Source organism: Paenibacillus oryziterrae (assembly GCF_042610485.1).
Classification (GTDB): Bacteria; Bacillota; Bacilli; order Paenibacillales; family Paenibacillaceae; genus Paenibacillus_AQ.
On record NZ_JBGJZO010000002.1, the window covers coordinates 468,228 to 489,460 of the forward strand.

Consider the following 21,233-nt stretch of genomic DNA (forward strand, 5'->3'; position numbering starts at 1 on the left):
CTCCTGATATTATAATTTTATGGCATGAACGGAACCGTGGTCCGGCGGCGCTCTTCAAACACGGCCAGCTCGCGGTAACCCGTGTCCCACAGCAACCTGCGGGCTTCCGGGAGACCATCACCCAGCTTGGCGGGGTCATGCGCATCCGAACCCAGCGTCAGCGGAATGCCCAGCTCCAAAGCCTGAGACAGCACATGCGGTGCAGGGAACATCTCCTTGCAAGGCTTGCTGAGTCCCGAAGCATTCAGCTCCATGGCCGCGCCGCTAGCCGCTATGGCTTTCAGTGCGCGAAGCTCAAGCTCCCTGACTTCGGCAATCTCTTCTTCATGAGCCGGGGCATATCCGAAACGCTTAATCACGTCCATATGTCCTATAATATCATATAATCCGCTTTCAGCGGACTTAGTTACAGCATCATAATAGCTCCGGTATACCTCCACAATCTTCCGGCCCTCCCAGCCATGCACCTGCCGGAAATCGGTTATATCCCATTCTCCCAGAAAATGAACCGAGCCAATCAGATAATCCCACGGATACGGTGCCAACAGTTCCTGAATCTTCGCTTCATATCCCTCAATATAATCGGCCTCCAGCCCCACCCGCAGATCAATGACACCGCGGTAACGCTCTTTCAGCAGCAGGCATTCCTCCACATAACGGGGAAGCTCCTCCAGCGGCATGGCCATTTCAGGATAATAGGTTGCCGGGTCTACATGAATCAGCGGCAGATGATCGGAGAGGCCCAATTGCTCCAGGCCAAGCTCAATGCCGCGCTTCACATACTCTTCCAGCTTCCCTACTGCATGGCCGCAGCGCTCGTGGTGCGTGTGGTAATCGATATGCATATCAAGCTCCTCCTAATCGCGGCGGGGCCGCTCGTGGCGGGCGCTGAGCTCTTCCATAATCTCATCCAGCGGCAGCTTCCGCTCCTGAAGCAATACGAGCAGATGATAGATCAGATCACTAATCTCCAGACGCAGCTCGGCATTATCCTTGTTTTTGGCGGCGATGATTGTTTCAGATGCTTCTTCGCCTACCTTTTTCAGAATTTTATCAACACCTTTGTCGAACAGATAGGTGGTATACGCCCCCTCGGGACGTTCGATTTCACGCTCAGCGATGACCCGTTCCAGTTCGCCCAATACAGCAAAACGGTCTGCGTCTTGTTGGCTCACTGAATTTTGCCGGCCGTGAACATCTCTCGAAGCTTCCGCCTCTGTTCCAGCCTGTCCTGGTTCCATCTCAAGCTCCCGATAGAAGCATGAAGTCTCACCGGTATGGCAAGCGGGGCCTTCCGGCTTAACCTTGATGAGCAAGGTATCGCCGTCACAATCATAATGTATGGACGTAATGGCCTGTGTATTGCCTGAAGTGCCTCCTTTATGCCACAATTCCTGGCGTGAGCGGCTCCAGAACCAGGTCTGTCCGCTTTCCAGCGAGAGCAGCAAGGACTCTGAATTCATATAGGCAAGCATCAATACTTCCAGGCTCGTATCATCCTGCACGATGGCAGGCACAAGCCCTGCCTCATTCCAGCGGATATCCCGCAGCATTTCCTCTTGGTTCATCGGACCTCTACCCCTTTGTGCTTCAGCTCTGCTTTCAGTTCATTTATAGCAATTTCTTTATAATGAAAAATGGTAGCCGCAAGCCCGGCATCCGCTTTCCCTTTCGTAAACACATCATAGAAATGCTCCTTGTTCCCCGCACCACCAGAAGCAATTACAGGGATCCCCAGAAGATCACATACAGCCGACGTCAGCTTCAGGTCGAAGCCGTCTTTCGTTCCGTCGGCATCCATGCTGGTCAGCAGAATCTCACCCGCCCCAAGCCGCTCCGCCTCCTTGGCCCAGGCCAGGGCACGAAGTCCGGACGGCTTGCGTCCGCCATGGGTATAAACCTCCCACTCGCCCCAGCTCTCGTTGTATTTCGCATCAATGGCTACGACAATACACTGCGAGCCAAAACGCCGGGCGCCTTCCAAGATCAGTTGAGGATTATTAACAGCAGCTGTATTGATGCCGACCTTATCCGCTCCTGCACGCAAAATCGTCTTCATATCCTCAGGTGCAGATATTCCGCCCCCGACGGTAAAAGGAATAGTGATCTCCCCTGCGGTCTGGCGAACGACCTCTACCATGGTCGCCCGGCCCTCCACCGATGCGGAGATGTCCAGAAACACCAGCTCATCCGCACCTTCCCGGTCATACAGCGCAGCAAGCTCTACCGGATCACCAGCGTCACGCAAATTGACAAAATTAACGCCTTTTACGACCCGCCCGTCTTTTACGTCCAGACAGGGAATAATTCGTTTAGCCAGCACTAGACCCGCTCCTCTACGTGTACTCTATTTATTTCTGTCCCAGTAATTGCAGCGCTACAGCCAGATCGATATTTCCGGTGTACAGTGCTTTGCCGACAATGGCTCCACCGATACCGCTGCTCTTATGTACACTCAGGCGCAGCAGATCATCCATCGTGCTCACTCCACCGGAAGCGATAACAGTTCTGCCACTTGCTGCCGCCATCGACAGTATCCCTTCCACATTCGGCCCCTGCATCATGCCGTCCCGCGAGATATCGGTATAAATGAACGTCTCCGCACCTTTCGAAGCGAGGTGCTTCGCCAAATCCTCGGCACGGGTCTCCGAGGTATTCAACCAGCCATGGGTAGCAACATAACCATTTCTTGCATCGATACCGATAGCCACCTTATCCCCGTATTTGGCGAGCACCGCTTCAGTAAATTCCCGGTCATTAATGGCTGCAGTGCCGATAATGACGCGGCTGACACCAAGTCCGAGCAGCTTCTCCACATCTTCAAGCTTACGAAGGCCGCCGCCTACCTGGACAGGTACATTCACACTCGCCGCAATCGCGCCGATGATCTCATCGTTAACGGGATACCCCGCTTTGGCACCGTCCAGATCAACGAGATGAATAAACTTCCCGCCCTGCTCCTCCCATGCTTTAGCAACCTGCAGCGGGCTGTCATTGTACACCGTTTCCTGATTGTAATCGCCTTGCTTCAGCCTGACGCATTTCCCGTCCCGGATATCAATCGCCGGATAAAGAGTAAAAGATGACATGTAGGTCTCCTCCGCTTTCGTTATGATATGAGTAAAGGTCCAGTCGCCACTACGGTGAATTTGGACTTTCGGCCGCTGTTGTCTCCCGATTTCCTGAATTTAACCGCTTATCGCGGATGAAATCCGGAGACAAAGGCGTACGCTGTCGCTCCTACAGTTCCAAATTCCCCTCCGTCGCTCCTTTCCCTTTCCTCAAATTTCAATTTCAATATTCAACGCTCCTACAGTTCCAAGCCTTCGTTGCTTTCACCCTATCTAACTTTTTTATATTGGTTACTTGCTCTCAAGCTTCAAAAAATTCCCCAGCAGTCTCATCCCGAGCTCGCCGCTCTTCTCCGGGTGGAACTGCATGCCGAATACGTTGCCGCGACCGACAATAGCAGTTACCGGGAATCCGTAATCGGTAACCGCGAGCAGATCGCTCTCGCGCTCGACCAGCGCATGGTAGGAATGGACAAAATACACGTGCCCCTCGTCAAGGTCTGTTAGCAACGGGCTGTTTGCCTGTAGAAAAGAAAGCTTGTTCCAGCCCATATGCGGAACCTTGTAGTCCTCTCTTGGCGCAAAACGGATCACCGAGCCGGGGATGATATCCAGCCCCTGATGAACGCCGTACTCCTCGCCGCTGCTGAATAGAAGCTGCATGCCAAGGCAGATACCGAGCAGCGGCTGCGTACCTGCAGCCACCTTTTTGACCACCTGATCCAGGCCGCTTAAGCGCAGCTGCTCCATCGCATCGCCGAAGGCGCCGACCCCGGGCAGAATGACGCTGTCCGCCGCCAGGATCTGCTCCGCATCACCTGTAATCAGGCTCTCACAGCCCAGACGCTCAACCGCCTTGCTGACACTGTGCAGGTTGCCCAGTCCATAATCTACGATGGCGACAGCCATGCTACAGCACTCCCTTCGTCGAAGGCACACCCTTCACACGAGGGTCAATCAGAGTAGCTTCATCGAGTGCGCGTCCCAGCGCCTTGAATACCGCTTCAATCATATGATGGGTGTTCGATCCGTAGTGCACGATTACATGCAGTGTAATCCGGGCTTCCAGGGCGAATTTCCATAAAAACTCATGCACGAGCTCCGTGGAGAAGCTGCCCACCTGCTGCGAAGGATACTGGGCCCGGTATTCAAAATGCGGGCGGTTGCTGATGTCGATAACTACCTGGGCCAAAGCCTCATCCATAGGAACAAATACACTGGCATAACGCTTGATGCCCTTTTTGTCCCCTAGTGCTTCCCGCAGCGCCTGACCGAGACAAATACCGATATCCTCAACCGTGTGGTGGTCATCAATCTCGATGTCTCCCCGCGCCTCCACATTCAGGTCAAACTGGCCGTGTTTGGTGAACAGATCCAACATATGGTTTAGAAAAGGTACATCGGTAGTTAGCTCCGAAATCCCGCTTCCGTCTACATTCAAGGACAACTTGATGTCCGTTTCATTCGTGGTTCGGCTCAGCTCCGCTGTCCGCACTGCCTGTTCCTTATTCTCCATTACCGTCTCCACCCTTCGCTTCATTCTCCAGTCGTACTTCAATGGCCCGCGCATGGCCTTCCAGCCCTTCACGGCGCGCCAGTTCTATAATTTGCCCTCCGTCACGCAACAGTGCTTCCTTACTGTAGTAGATCAGGCTCGACTTCTTGATGAAATCGTCCACATCTACGGGTGAAGAGAAGCGTGCTGTACCGTTAGTAGGGATAATGTGATTGGGTCCGGCCCAATAATCCCCCACAGGCTCCGAGCTGTACGGGCCGAGGAATATCGCGCCTGCATTCTCGATGCTCCCAAGTAGTCCCATCGGATCCGCAGTCACAATCTCCAGATGCTCCGGCGCCAGCCGGTTCACTACAGAAATTCCTTCCTCCAGGGACTCTACGACAATCACCGCGCCGTAGTTCTCTACGGATGCTCGCGCGATTGCTTGCCGCGGCAGTTCGAGCAGCTGCCGCTCCACCTCCGCGGCTACTGCATAAGCGAGCTCCTGCGATGGAGTAACGAGGATGGCCGAGGCCATCTCGTCGTGCTCCGCCTGAGAGAGCAGGTCCGCAGCGAGGTAAGCCGGCTCGGCGGTATCATCCGCCAGCACGACAATCTCGCTGGGACCGGCAATACTGTCGATGTCTACCGCGCCGTAGACTTCACGTTTGGCTAGCGCCACGTAGATGTTACCCGGCCCGCATATTTTATCAACAGGCTTTATGGTCTCCGTGCCAAAGGCTAACGCCGCTACAGCCTGCGCGCCGCCTACACGGTAAATTTCATGTACGCCCGCCTCTGCAGCAGCGACCAGTATATAAGGATCAATCCCCTGCTTGCCACCCGTTGCCGGCGGCGTGACCATGACAATCTCCGGTACACCGGCAATTTGGGCAGGGATAACATTCATAAGTACGGATGAAGGGTATGCCGCCTTACCACCAGGGACATATACCCCGACGCGTTTCAAAGGGCGGATAATTTGACCGAGAATGCTGCCGTCCGGCTGCAAATCCATCCATGAATTGCGTTTCTGCCGCGCATGGAAAGCACGGATATTGTCTGCAGCCGCCCGGATGGCATCGATAAACGAGGCTTCGACCCGGCTGTAAGCCGCCTTCAGCTCCTCAGGTGTCACCCGCAGATCATCCGGTGCCAGAGAGACGCCGTCGAACTTCTCCGTGTAACGGAGAAGGGCGCTATTTCCTTCTTCTTTAATGGCCGCAACGATTTCCTTCACGGCTTGGTTCTGCTCCGGGGTTCCATATTCTACTTCCCGCTCGAGCTTGAATTCACTGCTTGACTGGACTTTCAAGACGATTTCCCCCTTCGGTCTCCATAGCTATCTACAGCTCAGGCACGGTAATCACACGCTGCAGGCTGTCGCACAGCTGTTGGATCTCCGCATTCTTCATCCGGTAGCTGACGCGATTGGCAACCAGCCGGCTCGTAATCTCAAATATGCTTGTCATTTCAATAAGTCCGTTATCCCGCAGCGTCTGGCCCGTCTCCACCATATCTACAATCCGGTCAGCCAGACCGATCAGAGGCGCCAGCTCAATGGAGCCGTTCAACTTCACCACTTCTACCTGTTGCCCCTGCTCTCGAAAGTACCGGGAAGCAACGTTGGGATACTTTGTAGCCACCCGCTGCTGAATGCCCGGCTGCCAATTGGGCAGCCCGATAATCGACATGCGGCACCGGGCAATGCCCAGATCCAAAAGCTCATACACATCCCGGTTCTCTTCCAGAAGCACATCCTTGCCGACAATTCCGATATCCGCCACGCCGTATTCCACATACGTCGGAACATCTACCGGTTTGGCCAGGATAAATTCCATGCCCGCTTCAGGCAGCTGAATTACAAGCTTGCGGGAAGCCTCCCCATCGGGCGGGATCGGCAGACCTGCGGAACGGAACAGCTCTGCAGCCTTATTGTAGATGCGACCTTTTGGCATGGCCACTTTCAAAATCTGCGCCATCTATATTCCCCATTTCCGTTGCTAGTGTCCTTATTTCTGCATCTTCCCCAAATCTTAGCCATGCTCACTGACAAAAGTGACGAAGGTATACACTTCCCCGTAGCGCTCGCCTTCTGCCTCGACCGTCTCCGGATCGAGACGTTTGACGGCTTTTAAATCCTCCGGCCCGCCGGCTAACCTTGTAATCACTGCATGGCCTTCCGCACGCAGTCTCGCGGCTTCGAGCAAGCCTTCCTTGCGGCGCACGGCATCATACTGGATCAGAACAGGGAGCTCTTCCTCCTCGGGTGTCCCGGACACCCCGTCGAGAATACGGTTTGTTTTAAGCGAGAACCCTGTTGAAGGCACCGGACGCCCGAACTGCTGCAGCAGATTGTCATAACGTCCGCCGCTGCATACCGGGAACCCCAGCTCCGAGGCATACCCCTCAAAGGTCATTCCTGTATAGTAGGTGAAATCACCGATCATCGTTAAATCAATTAATACGTGCTCCGATACGCCGTACGCCTCGAGCACTTCCCACACTTTGCACAAATGGTCAATGGAAGTCCGGGCGAGTGGATGCTTACTGATCTCCAGCGCCTGGCCGCAAATCTCTTTGCCTCCGCGTAGACGAAGCAGCCCGTTCAGTTCATTTTTCTGAGCCTCCGGCAGCTGCAAACCACGCAGTACTTCCCGGAAAGCGACATAGTCCCGGCCTAACAGATGACTCTTGAGCTCTTCCTGCACTTCAGGCAGCCCGGGAACCGCCTCTTCAAACAGCCCGTTCAAGAACCCGACATGTCCCATGGCGATCTTGAACGATTTCACTCCGGCCGCCTGGAGCGAAGCGATAGCCAGGGCCACAACCTCAGCATCCGCTTCCGGCGAATCATCACCTACCAGCTCCACGCCAGTCTGGAAGAACTCTGCCTCACGGCCTGCTTCTTCCTCAATAGCTCGAAACACATTCGCATGATAGGACAAACGCAGCGGCAGCGGCTCATCTTTTAATAAGGAGGAGACCACTCTAGCCACTGGAGCAGTCATCTCCGAACGGAGCACCAGCGCCTGGCCGCGGTTATTCAATAGTTTATATAGCTTTTGATCAGATGTTGAACTGGCAACTCCGACCGTATCGTAATATTCCAGTGTTGGCGTGATCAACTGACGATATCCCCAGCGGCTCATGCAGTGGAGCACATCATGTTCAATCTTGCGCAGCTTCCTTACCGCACGTGGAAGATAATCGCGTACACCTGCCGGTTTCTCGAACCCTTTCGGTTTGGACATGTTCATTGTTCACCTCGTCGGATAGTAGCGGAAATAGATTAATTACCGATTCTCACTTTACTATGGTAAAGTGGTAGCAAAGTAAAGCATTTGCAACATCGTACCATGCGCGGTTCTTTTTCGTCAATTGCAGGTTTATCTAAAGTCTCTGTCATTTATTTCTTATCCCACTATTAATATACCTGTTCTTTCTCCCTCAAGTACAGCTTGTACCCCTCACTTCGGATGCCCGGTTATCCTTTCGACCTTTACAACATGTGGAAACAGGCGTAAGATAAAAACATAAGTTGTATACAAGTATACAATGTGTTTGTAAATTAATAATAGGGAGTGAACTGCAACATGAAGCTTGGAATGATCGGACTTGGGAAAATGGGCTATAATCTGGTGCTTAATCTGCTTCGCCATAACCATGAGGTCGTCGTGACTGATATTCATCCAGACAAAGGAGTGGAGCTGGAAAATCACGGCGCCATACCCGCAAGCAGCATCGCCGACTTGATCTTAAAGCTTGAGCACCCGAGAATCGTCTGGATGATGGTGCCCGCCGGACCCGCAACCGAAGGAGTATTGGATTCTCTCAGCGCTCTTCTGGAGGAAGGTGATATCATCATCGACGGCGGAAACTCTCATTACAAGGAATCCATTTCCCGTGCAGCCAGCCTGAAAGAGCGGGGCATCCACTTCTTTGATGCCGGGACATCGGGCGGAACTGAAGGCGCGGAACATGGTGCCTGTTTCATGATCGGCGGCAGCTGGAGCATTTTTACGGAGATTGAGCCTTTATTCCGGGACTTGGCGGTGGATCAAGGATATCTGTACGCCGGAGAAAGCGGCAGCGGCCATTTTCTAAAAATGATTCATAACGGCATTGAATACGGAATGATGCAATCCATTGCCGAGGGATTTGAACTGCTGGAGAAGAGCAGCTTTAACTTCAATTATGAAGATGTGTCACGCGTCTGGAGCAACGGCTCCGTCATCCGGGGATGGCTCATGGAGCTTGCGCAAAACGCTTTTTCCAAAGATCCGAAGCTTTCCGAGATCCGGGGTGTCATGCAAAGCTCTGGTGAAGGTAAATGGACGGTGCAGACAGCCCTTGATCTGGAGGCCAGTACACCAGTCATCGCTTTATCCCTGCTGATGCGCTATCGTTCACTGGAAGAGAATACGTTTCATGGAAAAGTTGTGGCTGCACTTCGAAACGAGTTCGGCGGGCACGCTGTGATTACGGAAGACTAATCCTTAGAATGACGGGTTACCTTCACTCCGAGGTGCATCCTCCCGCCATTAATGGATCAGCGCAGACTTTATATGCTAAAATCTATTACATCATGCATACAAAAGTTGCCACAACTATCTATAGAGGAGCCGGTTCTAATGCAATATCCCTCTGCCTGGCTGCAGGGAGCCTCTCTCGGAGAATCCATTGCCTGTCAGCTTAGGCTGCAGATCTTAAATGAACAAATCAAGCCCGGCGAGATCCTGTCCGAGAATGGGATTGCCGCACAATATGGTGCCAGCCGCTCTCCGGTCCGGGAAGCCCTCAGGGCTTTAGCGGGTGAGGGTCTGATTCGTCTGGAGCGGATGGGAGCCGTTGTAGTCGGGCTTCAGCTTAAGGACGTAGAAGAGCTCTACGATGTACGTTACCTTATTGAAAGCTTCGCCCAGCAGAGACTGGCGGCAGGAAACCATGATCATCTTTTGCTCCGGCTTGAACAGGGAATCGACAAAATGAAGCTCGCGGTCAAGCATAACCATCCCGTGGATTTTGCCTATGAGGACTTTGCTTTTCATGAAGCGATCATCAATGAAGCCCGGCATAACCGGATTCAGCATTTATGGAACAGCATCCGCCACATTGTCATGACTGTGATTTTACTTACTACGGAGAAGGGCTTTGAGAACGGTGAAGAGCGGATGAATTGGGTCGCGGAGAAACACCGGACAATTATTGAGGGTCTTCGCTCAGGGGATGAGAACATCATCCGCAGCGTTGTCGAGGACTATTTCGCTGATTCAGGCGAAACCCTGATCCGCAGCCTGCCTTAACGAAAAGGAGCTATTACTATGGGCACTAATTATATGATCGGTGTAGATATTGGGACCACAAGCACTAAAGCCGTCTTGTTTGAAGAGAACGGGACAATCACTGCACAGGCAGATGAAGGCTACCCGCTTCACAAACCTTCTCCGGATGCTGCCGAGCAGGATCCCGGGCAAATATTACAGGCTGTAATCCACACGATTTCAAAAGTCATTCTTGATGGCGGTATTCAACCTCAGCAAATTCTGTTCGTCTCATTCAGTTCTGCTATGCATAGCGTTATTGCTGTGGATCAAGACGGCACTCCTCTTACCCATTGCATTACCTGGGCGGATAATCGCAGTGCTGAATGTGCGCAGGTCTTGAAAAATGAACTGAACGGACATGAACTGTACCTGCGGACTGGAACACCCATTCATCCGATGTCACCGATTACCAAGCTGATGTGGCTTCGCAAGGACCATCCAGAAATGTTCCATAAGGCCGCCAAGTTTATCTCCATTAAGGAATATGTATTTGCCAAGCTGTTTGGCGAATACGTAGTCGATCACTCGATCGCATCCGCCACAGGCATGTTCAATTTGGAGAAACTGGATTGGGATGCGGAGGCTCTGGAAATCGCCGGGATTTCGGCAGAACGTTTATCCAGGCCCGTCCCCACCACCCATATCATGCAGGGGTTGCTGCCTGAATGGGCAGAAAAGCTGGGACTGCAGGCAGGCACCCCGTTTATTGTTGGAGCCAGTGATGGCGTATTATCCAATCTGGGGGTCGGTGCAATTAAACCTGGCGTAGTTGCCGCCACTATTGGTACAAGCGGAGCCATTCGAACTGTCGTTGATCGCCCAATGACCGATCCCAAGGGGCGTATATTCTGTTATGCCCTGACAGAGAAGCTGTGGGTTATTGGAGGTCCGGTGAATAATGGCGGAATACTGTTCCGCTGGGTACGGGATGAATTCGCCGCTTCTGAAGTAGAAACCGCCAAGCGATTGGGTATTGATCCCTATGAGGTACTGACACGAATCGCGGAGCAGGTGAACCCGGGAAGCGAAGGACTGCTGTTCCACCCGTATCTCATGGGGGAGCGGGCACCACTGTGGAATCCTGACGCCAGAGGCTCCTTCTTCGGCCTTGCTCTGAACCATCGTAAAGAGCATATGATCCGTGCCGTACTAGAAGGAGTCATCTTTAATATGTACACGGTTCTGCTGGCTATGGAGGAACAGATGGGACGTCCCACTCAGATCCTGGCTACCGGGGGCTTCGCCCGTTCCTTCCTCTGGCGGCAGATGATGGCCGATATTTTTGATCAGCAGGTCGTTGTTCCTGAAAGCTTTGAAAGCTCCTGCCTCGGCGCTGTCGTATTAGGTCTTTATGCAACGGGAAAAAGTGACTCGCTGGATATCGTCTTTGATATGATAGGCTCCACCCACCAGCATGAACCGATTGAGGCGCATGCCAACATCTACAAGCAGCTCCTTCCGATCTATATTTCGGTTTGCCGCAGCTTGGAAAGCCAGTACGAGGCAATCGCAAGGTTCCAGCGGGAAAATATACTCAACTGACGAACTGCCAATCCAGCAGCATATCAGCAATCTTTAGCAGCATAAATAAAAGCGTCAGTTACTCCTCCTTAGGGGACGCAACTGACGCTTTTTCTGATTAAGTAGTAGGCCAGTCACTTACAGCGTGCCTTCGCCCTGTTCTTATTTCGATTCATTCGCAGCATCTCTGATAACAGCAGGCTTCTGCGGCACCGAACCAAATAAAACCCATGCCTGCTTCATATAACGAAACGCAAGAGCTACGACCAGCCATGAACCCAGCAGGGCAACCAGCCAGCCTCCGGCAATCGCTGCGGTATACGCAACATACCCGCCATGAAACGGGATTTCCCTGTAATAGAACAACAGCAGCGGATGAAGCAAGTAGATTCCGAAGGAGCATGCACCCACAGAGACAATTGCGGCCGTCAGCCTGCTTCGTCCCTGTCCATAAAGAAGGAAAGATAGCTGAAGCAGAATAATGCAGGAGAGCAGTGCGTGCAGATTCGATACACCCTCAAACCACAGACTGTTAATTACGGCTGCTTCCTTATAGACTCTGTACCATAATCCTACATGAACAATCCCGGCGGTTGCCCATACAAGCCATAAGGCAGTCCATACCGCTCCTTTAGAAGTACGCCAGCCAACCCGTGACGGGATCAGCCATTTCTTCAGTGAAGTGTAATAGATCGCTATGCCGGCTCCAAGCAGAAAATAAGAGAAATAGGTAATGGAGAGACTTCCTTTGGTTAGCTCCCAATACCCGTGATTGGTCATATATTTGTTAAGCAATACAAATCCCCATTGCAGCAAAAGACCCATCAGTGGTGCCAGCGCGGCCAAGCGGCGGCTCCGCTGCAGAATCCAGAGTACCAGCGGGAACAATACATAGAACTGTACAATAATAATGACATAATACAGATGAGTATAGGCGGTTCCTGTTCTCAAATATTTGCCCAGTTTAGCGAATTGTTCAGCCGCCGGTAAATCCCAGGTATCTTGTGAATGCATCTTCAGCACAAAATACACGAGCGAGAACACGATATAAGGCACGACAATATACATTAGACGTTTGCCATAGAATTTCCCCAGCGTTCTCCCCGTCAAAGGACGGTCAATATAATTATAGAAGAGGACAAAACCACTTAGAAATACAAACGAGGGTACAGCAAACTGACTGAACTTGTTGATGAACAAAAATGGATAAAACAGCGATGTATCCAGCATCTCACTTAAAGTCCGCGACGTTGCATGTATTGCCAGCACAGCTAGAATCGCCAAGGCCCGAAAAATGTCCAGCTGCGGAATCCGTTCTTTTTGAATCACAATCTTTCCTCCCGATAAACTCCGCACTTAAAAATAGAACTTCTCGTGATGCGTAGTCTGGTTGTATTTGCGTTTAACCGCCCAGGTTCGTTTTTGAGCCCTCGCCCTGGGGCATAACAATTGGCTTGTCCATTGCTGTAACTGTCCCATTCCTGTGTACTTTAGGAGGAGGTGCAAGCGATCGCGGAACATTGCCGAACACGACCCATGCCGGACGAACCCGGCGAAAAATAAATTGAATGAACAGCCAGCTCCCCCCTAGCGCAACGATTAACCCGCCATAGAGAAAGAACACATACGTGAGTGACTCTGGAGAAATATTATATCGGAAGCGCCGGTAAACCGCCAGCAGTAATGGATGAAGCAGATAAATGGCAAAAGATAATTCTCCAAGTCGTGTCAGGAACGCCACAACCTTTTTGGGTGCACTGCGATGGATCAGGAACGTTGCGTACAGCAGAACAAGTGCTGAGAGCATCGTATGCACGTTCCACAGCAGCTCATACCACAGCGAATCGACCCAGACACCATTACGGCGCCCCTCGTACCACAACTGCATGTGAGTAAATGCAGCAATCAGCCATCCGCATCCCAGAAGCACCGTCAAACTTCTCGTTCTTCCCGGCAAATCACGCCATGGAGTAAATAGCCACTTCTTGATACTTTCGATATTTATCGCGATAAACGCACCCATTGCATAGTACGCGAAATAGGATATGGCCAGACTCCCCTTTTCCGCAACATGCAGCTGGTATTTGTTCCAGATAATAAATCCCCATTGCAGGGCCAGGCCGATCGGGATAATCCACCGGACCAGTCTGCGCGAACTCTGGAGCAGCTTCAGCACAAACGGGAACAGCACATATAGCTGAATGCTGATAAAGACAAAATACAGGTGGGCATAGGCATTTCCGGTAAATAAGGCGTGCAGAAATCCAAGGAGCATCTCCCCGAACGGCAGCGATAATCGGCCATTTACCTTCATCGTAAGCCCATAATATCCTATAGATGCAATCAGGTATGGCAACAGGATGTACATTAAGCGCCGGCGGTAGAAATTCCCGATCAGACTGCGGTTCACCGGGCGCCCATAATAATTGTAGAATAACACAAAGCTGCTGAGAAATATAAATGAGGGCGTACCAAATTTGAAAAAGATATTCATTGCATTGATCCAGTAGTAAAAGGGTGAATTCAGCGCCTGTTCTCCGGCTGCGAAGGAGGAGGAGTGCACATGCAGGACGCCCAGAATTGCGAGTGCCCGAAAAATATCCAACTGGGGCAGCCGTTCTTGTTTCGCAGGATTCAATTAAGTTCCTCTTCTCTGCTATGATGTCTGTACATAGAGACGCAAAGCGGAAATTGATTCTACATCTATCAGGAAGACTGCTCCAAGTTGTATACCCTTCTGATATTATAGCCTGAGCTGCTGAAGCTCCGCGGTTCTATTGTTCTAAAGACGCCAAAAGCCCTGCAGGAGTTGCGCTTACATACGCAAAATAACCCGCAGGGTTTAACGTTTTGTCACAATTATTCCATATTTTCCTTGGTGGAGGATGCCCGCAGATCCCGTAAAGGATTACCACCGACAAAAGCTCCCGCCGGCACATCCTTGTGCACCACAGAGCCCGCAGCCACAACCGCCCCGTCCCCTATCGTCACACCCGGCAAAATGGTGCAATTCGCGCCGATCAGCACATTTTCCCCAATTACAACCTCGCCTAAGCGATACTCTTTAATCAAATACTCATGCGCTAGAATCGTCGTATTATAGCCGATAATCGAATTCTCACCGACCGTTATTTTCTCCGGAAAAAAAACATCAACCATCGCCATCAGTCCAAACGCCGTATGCTTTCCCACCTTCATGCCAAGAATCCGGCGGTAAATCCAGTTCTTCATTGGCAGTATAGGACAGTAGCGGGCAATCTGGATAAAAATAAAATTTTTGACGCCCTTCCATGGACTGACGGTGCGGTAGATATACCATAACGAATTATGGCCTTCCACCGGATAACGGGTTATTTTTCTCACGGCTCTATCGTCCCCTGATCCAGTAATTCATAAAGGTCCGTCATATCATGAATAATATAATCCGGTCCGTAGGTGCGCAGCGTTTCTTCACCCTTCAGGGACCACGCTACACCTACAGCGTATACACCTGCAGCCTTGGCCGATCTTATATCTGCCGGACTGTCCCCAACCATAAGAGTCCGTCGGGGATCAGCCCCCAGATTACGGAGTGCAGTCAGTACAGGTTCGGGATGCGGTTTGGGCTCCGTTACATCGTTTACTGTCACAATCGTATCCATGTATTGCAGCAAATCGAACATTTCGAGCGCCATAATGGTGGTTGGACGTATTTTGGTCGTTACGATACCCATCTTGATCCCCCGGCGGCGCAATTCCTCCAGTGTCTCATTCACCCGGGGAAAAGACCGGATCAACTCATCATGATGTTTGTAGTTATAGACCCGGTACGCTTTTTCCAGTTCCTCAATATCTTCCAGCCCTGAGAACGCCTGCATCTGCTCCTTTAGTGTCGTTCCCATATGGGGAATCATCTGCTCCCGGCTAAGCTGAGGGAGATTATTCTGCTCCAATGCATATAGAAAAGAGCGGATGATCAATTCATTGGTATCCACAATCGTTCCATCCAAATCAAAAAGCACGCATTCTATCATTATGGTTTATTGCTCCTTTTTGTCCTCCTCCGCTGGCTGATCTATCACGATATCACTATTCTGTGAGCTTGCCTGCGGTGTATTTTCTGCACTTGCCGGTACAACTGTATCTGCATGAATGACTTTAGTACTGACGATAGGATCATTATAATGTGCGCTCGACTGTCCACTCACCCGGCGGTAAATAATCAGAGCTAAAGCCACTACAATAATCAAAAGCGCAAGCAGCTGCGAGATCCGGACATTGCCGTAGCTTGGATCCAGATAACCTTGTTCGAAGCCGAACCATTTCATCGGACTCCACAAGCCGTTAATTAGAGAGGCGACGCCTTTACTTCCGTTGAAACCCAGGCTGTCTGTACGCAACGCTTCAATAAAGAACCGTCCGATGGAATACCAGATAAAGTACGACAGGAACAATTCACCTGCACGCATAAACTTCTGGCGGCGAAGCACCATTAACAGAATAATCCCTGCCAGGCTCCATATTGATTCATATAGAAAAGTCGGGTGGCGGAAAGCTACGCTCACACCGTCATTTATGTACATCTGGTTCACAATGAAATCAGGCAAATGCAGCTTGTCACGTAAAAAGGACTCCTGCACCACCCCGCCATAGGCCTCTTGGTTAATAAAGTTGCCCCAACGGCCGATCATCTGACCCGCAAGAAGCGAAGGTGCGCAAATATCAACGATACGCCAGAATGGATATCCCTTGTACCGGATATAGATAATTGCACAAATTACGGCTCCGATCAAAGCACCGTAAATCGCGATACCGCCATTCCAGATTTTAAATACATCTAGCAGATTATTCTTATAATCATCCCACTTGAAGGCTACAAAATAAATTCGCGCCCCGATAATGGCTGAAGGAAATCCAAGCAGCAGTAAATCCATGAAGAACTCCTGCGGAATGCCAAAACGCTTGCCTTCGCGAATCGCAAGAAATAACCCGGCTAAGGCGCCGAAGCCCAGAATCAGACCATACCAGTGAACAGGTAATGATCCGATAGTAAATACGATTGGATCTAATGCTAATGGATACATCCTCTCACACTCCTAGTCCATATCATCCATATCTTCAGAGATAGTGGCAGTCAGCTTGTTGGTGAACTGCAAAGCTGCATTGAAGCCCATTTGTTTCAAACGGTAATTCATTGCGGCAACTTCAATAATAACTGCAAGGTTACGCCCAGGGCGTACAGGAATGGTAACCAGCGGAATATCCGTATCAATAATACGCGTTGTTTCCTCATCCAATCCAAGACGGTCATACTGCTTGTCCTGCTGCCATGCTTCCAGTCTTACAACCAGTGTAATACGTTTGTGGTTACGGATAGCTCCTGCACCAAAAAGCGTCATCACATTGATAATGCCTACTCCACGGATCTCCAGCAGGTGACGAATTAACTCAGGCGCCGTACCGTGCAGCTGGTTGTCAGAAGTTTGGCGGATCTCAACGGCATCATCGGCAATCAGCCGGTGGCCGCGTTTGACCAGTTCCAGTGCCGTTTCGCTTTTACCGATACCGCTGCTGCCCGTAATCAGCATTCCCACACCATATACATCACAAAGAACCCCATGAATTGTAGCAGTTGGTGCTAATTTCCCTTCCAGGAAGCTCGTCAACCTACTGGAAAAGATCGTAGTTGCCATCGAGCTGCGGAGCACCGGCAGGTTCTTCTCATTACTTATATCTATTAACTCCTGTGGAACTTCCAAAGAGCGGGTAATTACGATACATGGTGTGTTATCATTACAAATCCCCCGAATCCGGCTTATCCGCTCTTCTTCCGGAAGCATAGAAAAGAAAGCCAGCTCTGTCTTGCCCAGCAGCTGTACACGTTCTTCCGGATAATATTCAAAATAACCTGCGATCTCAAGCCCCGGACGGTTCAGGTCATCTACTGTGATGGGTCTTTTAAGACCCTCATGCCCGGAAATGACTTCTAATTGAAAATGCTGTACCAACTCTGATACTTTAACTTTCTTAGCCATGTGTATTCGTCCTTTCGTCGCCTGCGGTTTTGTCCGCTTCTCCCGTTATTTCCTGGCAGACATCACCAGTTCTGCAGGAGGTAATTCTCCTGCTATCTTAATGGATTACGGTTGTGAATGCAATCATAATGCCCCTTTGGCGCCGGGCACCTATCTGCCGTGAAAATGAATTTTAGTCCCTTATATGTAAGAAAGCCGCCCTTTCGGGCGGCTTTTGTCAAAGAGAGAAGACGTTGGTCTTATCCCAAAAGAATGTTAAGTTCAGTCGTTTTGTCGAAGAAGTGAACCTTGTTCATGTCGATAGCCAATTTCGGCTTGCTTCCTTCGCGAGTAGTCGAACGACCGTCTACACGAGCGATTACAGTGCTGCTGCCCATACCGCTGAGGTACAAGAGCATTTCATGTCCAAGGTTCTCAGTTACGTCAACCAAGGAACTGAAGATTGTGTTAGGGGAAGCTTCCAGGAATACTGGCTCTTCATGAATATCTTCCGGACGAAGACCCATAACAACATCTTTGCCGATATAGCCTTTGCTGCGGATGATTTGAGCTTTGCCGCCTGGAACTTCAACGTCAAGGTTCTCAGCGCGGAAACGTACAGCTCCATCAACTTCAGACAATGTTCCGTTGATAAAGTTCATTGTCGGGGAACCGATAAATCCGGCTACGAACAGGTTGTTTGGTTCGTTGTACAATACTTCAGGGGAAGCAGCTTGTTGAATGATACCATCATACATAACTACGATACGGTCACCCATCGTCATAGCTTCTGTTTGGTCATGCGTTACATAGATACAAGTAGTTTCAAGGCGTTTCACCAGTTTGGTGATTTCAGCACGCATTTGACCACGAAGTTTAGCATCCAAGTTAGAAAGAGGCTCATCCATCAAGAATACTTGCGGATCGCGGACAATCGCACGTCCCAAGGCAACACGTTGACGTTGACCACCGGAAAGGGCTTTCGGTTTACGGTCCAGCAAATGCTCGATATCGAGAATTTTAGCTGCATCGCGAACTTTTTTGTCGATTTCGTCTTTCTTTACTTTACGCAATTTCAGACCAAACGCCATGTTTTGGTATACGCTCATGTGCGGATACAAGGCATAGGATTGGAATACCATCGCGATATCGCGGTCTTTCGGTGCTACGTCATTTACGACGCGGTCGCCGATGTACATTTTACCTTCGGAAATTTCTTCAAGTCCTGCGATCATACGCAGTGTTGTAGATTTACCGCAACCGGATGGACCTACCAGTACCAAAAACTCTTTATCTTGAATATCCAGATTGATGTCTGCTACCGTAGCTTTATCGGAACCTGGGTATTTTTTCGTAATATGCTCTAAGCGAACGCCTGCCATTTAAATTTCCCCCTCGGATCAATTATTGAAGTTCGAAGTTTCTTTACGTATATATCTTACCTCAGGAGCTGGGAACTGGCTATTTGCAACCTTCACAAAAAAATTATTTCCTTTTCGTCACTTTATACAATAGCATGGTCAACTTCACAATGGCCGCATCGCTGAAGCTCCTCACATCGGCTCCAGTCTCCTGTTTAATCTTATCCAGACGGTAGAGCAATGTGTTCCGGTGAATATATAATTTCTTTGCCGTTTCACTTACATTACAATCCATTTCAAAAAAAGTCTCCAAGGTCAGCAGCATCTCTTTATCGGAAAGTACAGCGGTGTAATCACCAATTTGCGCTAGAAGCTGACGGCGCCGCGTATCAGGAATACTGTTAACGAGACGCTCCATATGAAGTTCCCAAGGCAGATGTATGTATTCACCAACCTGAAAGATCCGTCCCAGAATTACCGTCTCGCGCAAAAGAGCCACCGCACCGGTCAAACCTTTCACAGGCATAACAGCTGGGGCCACAGCTAGATGGAAGACTCCCACCCATTCACTGGCGATCAGCTCGTGCAATCCCATACACGTCTGCGACAGGAGGTCAGACTCACTCTCTTCCTCATCTTCCTTATCTTCACTATCTGTATCTGTAAGCAGTTCCTTGCGGGCCAATATTAACCATTCCTTCTCCTGAAGCGGAATCAGAATAACTGCGTTGTCAAAATAACTGCGAAGCAGCTTCATGAGCGCACGGTAATTGATAGGTGCACCATGCACATTCTCGCTGATCAGCAGGAAAGGGACCATATCGCCAAAGAGTTGGCCTTTTAAAGTAATTTCATCAGGAATCTCGGTGTCATCTTTATCTTGTTCCAGCTGAGAATGCAGCCATCTTCCAAGCTGAAGAGCTTCGGCTTCGCCTTCTTCCTTTATACCTGCAGCTTTAAGCGCCTCCGCATAATTTGTTGCCGCATAATGAACGAGCTGTACCTCCAGTGCTGTAAGACCGTCCATCTCTACCCACACCGCCGTAATCCGGCCTTCGTTCTCATAAAGTGGAGTCCAAATATGCCCTTCCCGAATAACCGGCTGATCCTTACCTTCTAAGCCCAAACCAAACAAGGAAGCCGATTCCTGCCTCCCAAGCTGCTTAATTCCGGATTTCTTTCCAGTGAGCTGTTCAAGTTTTTGGCGTAATGTCTCACAATCAATCGTCACAATAGTCCACCACTTTTGCTCTTTTCGCCTATTTTAACATAGTTCCCATCATTTTGCGGCATGTCTGTGGTTCTGAGCATCGAATCGCTTCGTAAAATCCGCCTTTCCCCTCATTCCATATCCTTCTCACATCTCTGTAGTGGCCTGTTCTAAACTACCAGAACATCTCCAGCGACCCTGTATGCTCGACATGTTCGACATGAATTACGAGGATCCTATAAACAAATGCCTAAACCCGTGAGACATGTATAAAACTTCATCAGAATCAAATAAACCCAATTGAAACACAAAAAAAGCCATTACCCTAAGGTAATGACTTTCTGTTTGGGATGAGCCATGAAGGACTCGAACCTTCGACACCCTGATTAAAAGTCAGGTGCTCTACCAACTGAGCTAATGGCTCATAAAACTGGTGGGGGATGATGGATTCGAACCACCGAACACTTACGTGAGCAGATTTACAGTCTGATGCGTTTGGCCACTTCGCTAATCCCCCAAGAAAGGTGGCTCGGGACGGAATCGAACCGCCGACACGAGGATTTTCAGTCCTCTGCTCTACCGACTGAGCTACCGAGCCATATTAAGTTGGCATGACAATAAAGCGGTCAGTCATACACTTCCCACTTCATTTTGTGGAAAAAATGGCGGAACCGACGGGATTCGAACCCGCGATCTCCTGCGTGACAGGCAGGCATGTTAGGCCAACTACACCACGGTTCCGCATTAGTGAAAATAAATGGTGCCGGCGAGAGGACTTGAACCCCCAACCTACTGATTACAAGTCAGTTGCTCTACCAGTTGAGCTACACCGGCACGGTGTAAAAGTTGTACTGCTAAGTTATAAAGATGGTGGAGGCTGAGGGGTTCGAACCCCCGACCCTCTGCTTGTAAGGCAGATGCTCTCCCAGCTGAGCTAAGCCTCCGGGTATGTATGGTAGCGGCAGAGGGGATCGAACCCCCGACCTCACGGGTATGAACCGTACGCTCTAGCCAGCTGAGCTACGCCGCCACAATAACATTAGTTTGGAATTTGATATGGCGGAGAGAGAGGGATTCGAACCCTCGCACCGCTTGCGCAGTCTAACCCCTTAGCAGAGGGTCCCCTTATAGCCACTTGGGTATCTCTCCAAATCAAATCAATTCCTACAGGAATTTGACTCCCTGAAAACTGGATCCGAAACGATCTTTGCGATTTATGTGTAGGATAAGCCCTCGACCGATTAGTATTGGT

20 protein-coding genes and 8 tRNA genes are annotated in these 21,233 nt (G+C 50.3%); 3 read left to right on the top strand and 25 right to left on the bottom strand.

The features are described 5' to 3' along the window. Positions 1-17: 17 nt before the first annotated feature. The 9 genes from hisJ to ACAN55_RS04480 all read right to left on the bottom strand — a co-directional run bounded on the left by hisJ (position 18) and on the right by ACAN55_RS04480 (position 7,823). Complete coding sequence (gene hisJ, locus ACAN55_RS04440) at positions 18-845, bottom strand: histidinol-phosphatase HisJ (RefSeq protein WP_379128608.1); 828 nt, start codon at positions 843-845, stop codon at positions 18-20. A gap of 12 nt (positions 846-857) precedes the next feature. After that, positions 858-1,568: a bifunctional phosphoribosyl-AMP cyclohydrolase/phosphoribosyl-ATP diphosphatase HisIE gene (hisIE, locus tag ACAN55_RS04445; RefSeq protein ID WP_379128611.1), complete on the bottom strand. Its 711-nt coding sequence runs from the start codon at positions 1,566-1,568 to the stop codon at positions 858-860. Further along, the gene (gene hisF / locus ACAN55_RS04450; protein ID WP_379128614.1) at positions 1,565-2,323 is read right to left on the bottom strand and encodes an imidazole glycerol phosphate synthase subunit HisF; all 759 of its coding nucleotides are present in this window, start codon (positions 2,321-2,323) and stop codon (positions 1,565-1,567) included. The genes hisIE and hisF overlap by 4 nt, the downstream gene beginning before the upstream one ends. Before the next feature lie 28 nt (positions 2,324-2,351). Next, positions 2,352-3,089, bottom strand: coding sequence for a 1-(5-phosphoribosyl)-5-[(5-phosphoribosylamino)methylideneamino]imidazole-4-carboxamide isomerase (gene hisA, locus ACAN55_RS04455; RefSeq protein WP_379128617.1), 738 nt, complete (start codon positions 3,087-3,089; stop codon positions 2,352-2,354). A gap of 273 nt (positions 3,090-3,362) precedes the next feature. After that, on the bottom strand, positions 3,363-3,980 hold the full coding sequence (hisH, locus tag ACAN55_RS04460) for an imidazole glycerol phosphate synthase subunit HisH (protein ID WP_379128620.1): 618 nt from the start codon (positions 3,978-3,980) through the stop codon (positions 3,363-3,365). Between the two features lies 1 nt (position 3,981). Continuing rightward, positions 3,982-4,587: an imidazoleglycerol-phosphate dehydratase HisB gene (gene hisB / locus ACAN55_RS04465; RefSeq protein ID WP_379128731.1), complete on the bottom strand. Its 606-nt coding sequence runs from the start codon at positions 4,585-4,587 to the stop codon at positions 3,982-3,984. Further along, positions 4,577-5,884, bottom strand: a complete 1,308-nt coding sequence (hisD, locus tag ACAN55_RS04470) for a histidinol dehydrogenase (protein ID WP_379128623.1) — start codon at positions 5,882-5,884, stop codon at positions 4,577-4,579. The genes hisB and hisD overlap by 11 nt, the downstream gene beginning before the upstream one ends. Before the next feature lie 31 nt (positions 5,885-5,915). Next, positions 5,916-6,551: an ATP phosphoribosyltransferase gene (hisG, locus tag ACAN55_RS04475; RefSeq protein ID WP_379128626.1), complete on the bottom strand. Its 636-nt coding sequence runs from the start codon at positions 6,549-6,551 to the stop codon at positions 5,916-5,918. A 54-nt stretch (positions 6,552-6,605) separates the two neighbouring features. Next, positions 6,606-7,823 (bottom strand): ATP phosphoribosyltransferase regulatory subunit, encoded by a 1,218-nt coding sequence (locus tag ACAN55_RS04480; protein WP_379128629.1) that lies wholly within the window; start codon positions 7,821-7,823, stop codon positions 6,606-6,608. Between the two features lie 342 nt (positions 7,824-8,165). Here ACAN55_RS04480 and gnd point away from each other — a divergent pair, with 342 nt between their 5' ends. From gnd to gntK, 3 genes are all read left to right on the top strand, one after another. Beyond that, positions 8,166-9,065 (top strand): phosphogluconate dehydrogenase (NAD(+)-dependent, decarboxylating), encoded by a 900-nt coding sequence (gnd, locus tag ACAN55_RS04485; protein ID WP_379128632.1) that lies wholly within the window; start codon positions 8,166-8,168, stop codon positions 9,063-9,065. Positions 9,066-9,203: 138 nt separating this feature from the next. Beyond that, positions 9,204-9,875 carry a GntR family transcriptional regulator gene (locus ACAN55_RS04490; RefSeq protein ID WP_379128634.1) on the top strand — a complete coding sequence of 224 codons (672 nt, stop codon included), beginning with the start codon at positions 9,204-9,206 and terminating at the stop codon, positions 9,873-9,875. A gap of 18 nt (positions 9,876-9,893) precedes the next feature. Then, positions 9,894-11,438 carry a gluconokinase gene (gene gntK, locus ACAN55_RS04495; RefSeq protein WP_379128637.1) on the top strand — a complete coding sequence of 515 codons (1,545 nt, stop codon included), beginning with the start codon at positions 9,894-9,896 and terminating at the stop codon, positions 11,436-11,438. Positions 11,439-11,579: 141 nt separating this feature from the next. On the opposite strand, the gene ACAN55_RS04500 is transcribed toward gntK, so the two are convergent. From ACAN55_RS04500 to ACAN55_RS04575, 16 genes are all read right to left on the bottom strand, one after another. Next, positions 11,580-12,746 carry an acyltransferase gene (locus tag ACAN55_RS04500; protein ID WP_379128640.1) on the bottom strand — a complete coding sequence of 389 codons (1,167 nt, stop codon included), beginning with the start codon at positions 12,744-12,746 and terminating at the stop codon, positions 11,580-11,582. Positions 12,747-12,819: 73 nt separating this feature from the next. After that, positions 12,820-14,055 carry an acyltransferase gene (locus ACAN55_RS04505; RefSeq protein ID WP_379128642.1) on the bottom strand — a complete coding sequence of 412 codons (1,236 nt, stop codon included), beginning with the start codon at positions 14,053-14,055 and terminating at the stop codon, positions 12,820-12,822. A 221-nt stretch (positions 14,056-14,276) separates the two neighbouring features. Then, positions 14,277-14,780 carry an acyltransferase gene (locus ACAN55_RS04510; RefSeq protein ID WP_379128646.1) on the bottom strand — a complete coding sequence of 168 codons (504 nt, stop codon included), beginning with the start codon at positions 14,778-14,780 and terminating at the stop codon, positions 14,277-14,279. Continuing rightward, positions 14,777-15,430 carry a pyrophosphatase PpaX gene (ppaX, locus tag ACAN55_RS04515; RefSeq protein WP_379128649.1) on the bottom strand — a complete coding sequence of 218 codons (654 nt, stop codon included), beginning with the start codon at positions 15,428-15,430 and terminating at the stop codon, positions 14,777-14,779. The genes ACAN55_RS04510 and ppaX overlap by 4 nt, the downstream gene beginning before the upstream one ends. A gap of 6 nt (positions 15,431-15,436) precedes the next feature. Further along, complete coding sequence (gene lgt / locus ACAN55_RS04520) at positions 15,437-16,480, bottom strand: prolipoprotein diacylglyceryl transferase (RefSeq protein WP_379128652.1); 1,044 nt, start codon at positions 16,478-16,480, stop codon at positions 15,437-15,439. Between the two features lie 12 nt (positions 16,481-16,492). Further along, positions 16,493-17,431 carry an HPr(Ser) kinase/phosphatase gene (gene hprK / locus ACAN55_RS04525; protein WP_379128655.1) on the bottom strand — a complete coding sequence of 313 codons (939 nt, stop codon included), beginning with the start codon at positions 17,429-17,431 and terminating at the stop codon, positions 16,493-16,495. A 239-nt stretch (positions 17,432-17,670) separates the two neighbouring features. Further along, positions 17,671-18,792: an ABC transporter ATP-binding protein gene (locus ACAN55_RS04530; protein ID WP_379128659.1), complete on the bottom strand. Its 1,122-nt coding sequence runs from the start codon at positions 18,790-18,792 to the stop codon at positions 17,671-17,673. A gap of 103 nt (positions 18,793-18,895) precedes the next feature. Further along, positions 18,896-20,002 carry a PucR family transcriptional regulator gene (locus ACAN55_RS04535; protein ID WP_379128661.1) on the bottom strand — a complete coding sequence of 369 codons (1,107 nt, stop codon included), beginning with the start codon at positions 20,000-20,002 and terminating at the stop codon, positions 18,896-18,898. Positions 20,003-20,332: 330 nt separating this feature from the next. Then, a tRNA-Lys gene (locus ACAN55_RS04540) sits at positions 20,333-20,405 on the bottom strand. 7 nt (positions 20,406-20,412) lie between these two features. Continuing rightward, positions 20,413-20,498, bottom strand: a tRNA-Tyr gene (locus ACAN55_RS04545). An 8-nt stretch (positions 20,499-20,506) separates the two neighbouring features. Further along, a tRNA-Phe gene (locus tag ACAN55_RS04550) sits at positions 20,507-20,579 on the bottom strand. Positions 20,580-20,644: 65 nt separating this feature from the next. Then, positions 20,645-20,722: transfer RNA gene (locus ACAN55_RS04555), tRNA-Asp, on the bottom strand. A gap of 17 nt (positions 20,723-20,739) precedes the next feature. Further along, a tRNA-Thr gene (locus ACAN55_RS04560) sits at positions 20,740-20,815 on the bottom strand. Between the two features lie 34 nt (positions 20,816-20,849). After that, positions 20,850-20,925, bottom strand: a tRNA-Val gene (locus tag ACAN55_RS04565). Positions 20,926-20,934: 9 nt separating this feature from the next. Next, positions 20,935-21,011: transfer RNA gene (locus ACAN55_RS04570), tRNA-Met, on the bottom strand. Between the two features lie 27 nt (positions 21,012-21,038). Further along, a tRNA-Ser gene (locus ACAN55_RS04575) sits at positions 21,039-21,130 on the bottom strand. Positions 21,131-21,233: the final 103 nt, after the last annotated feature.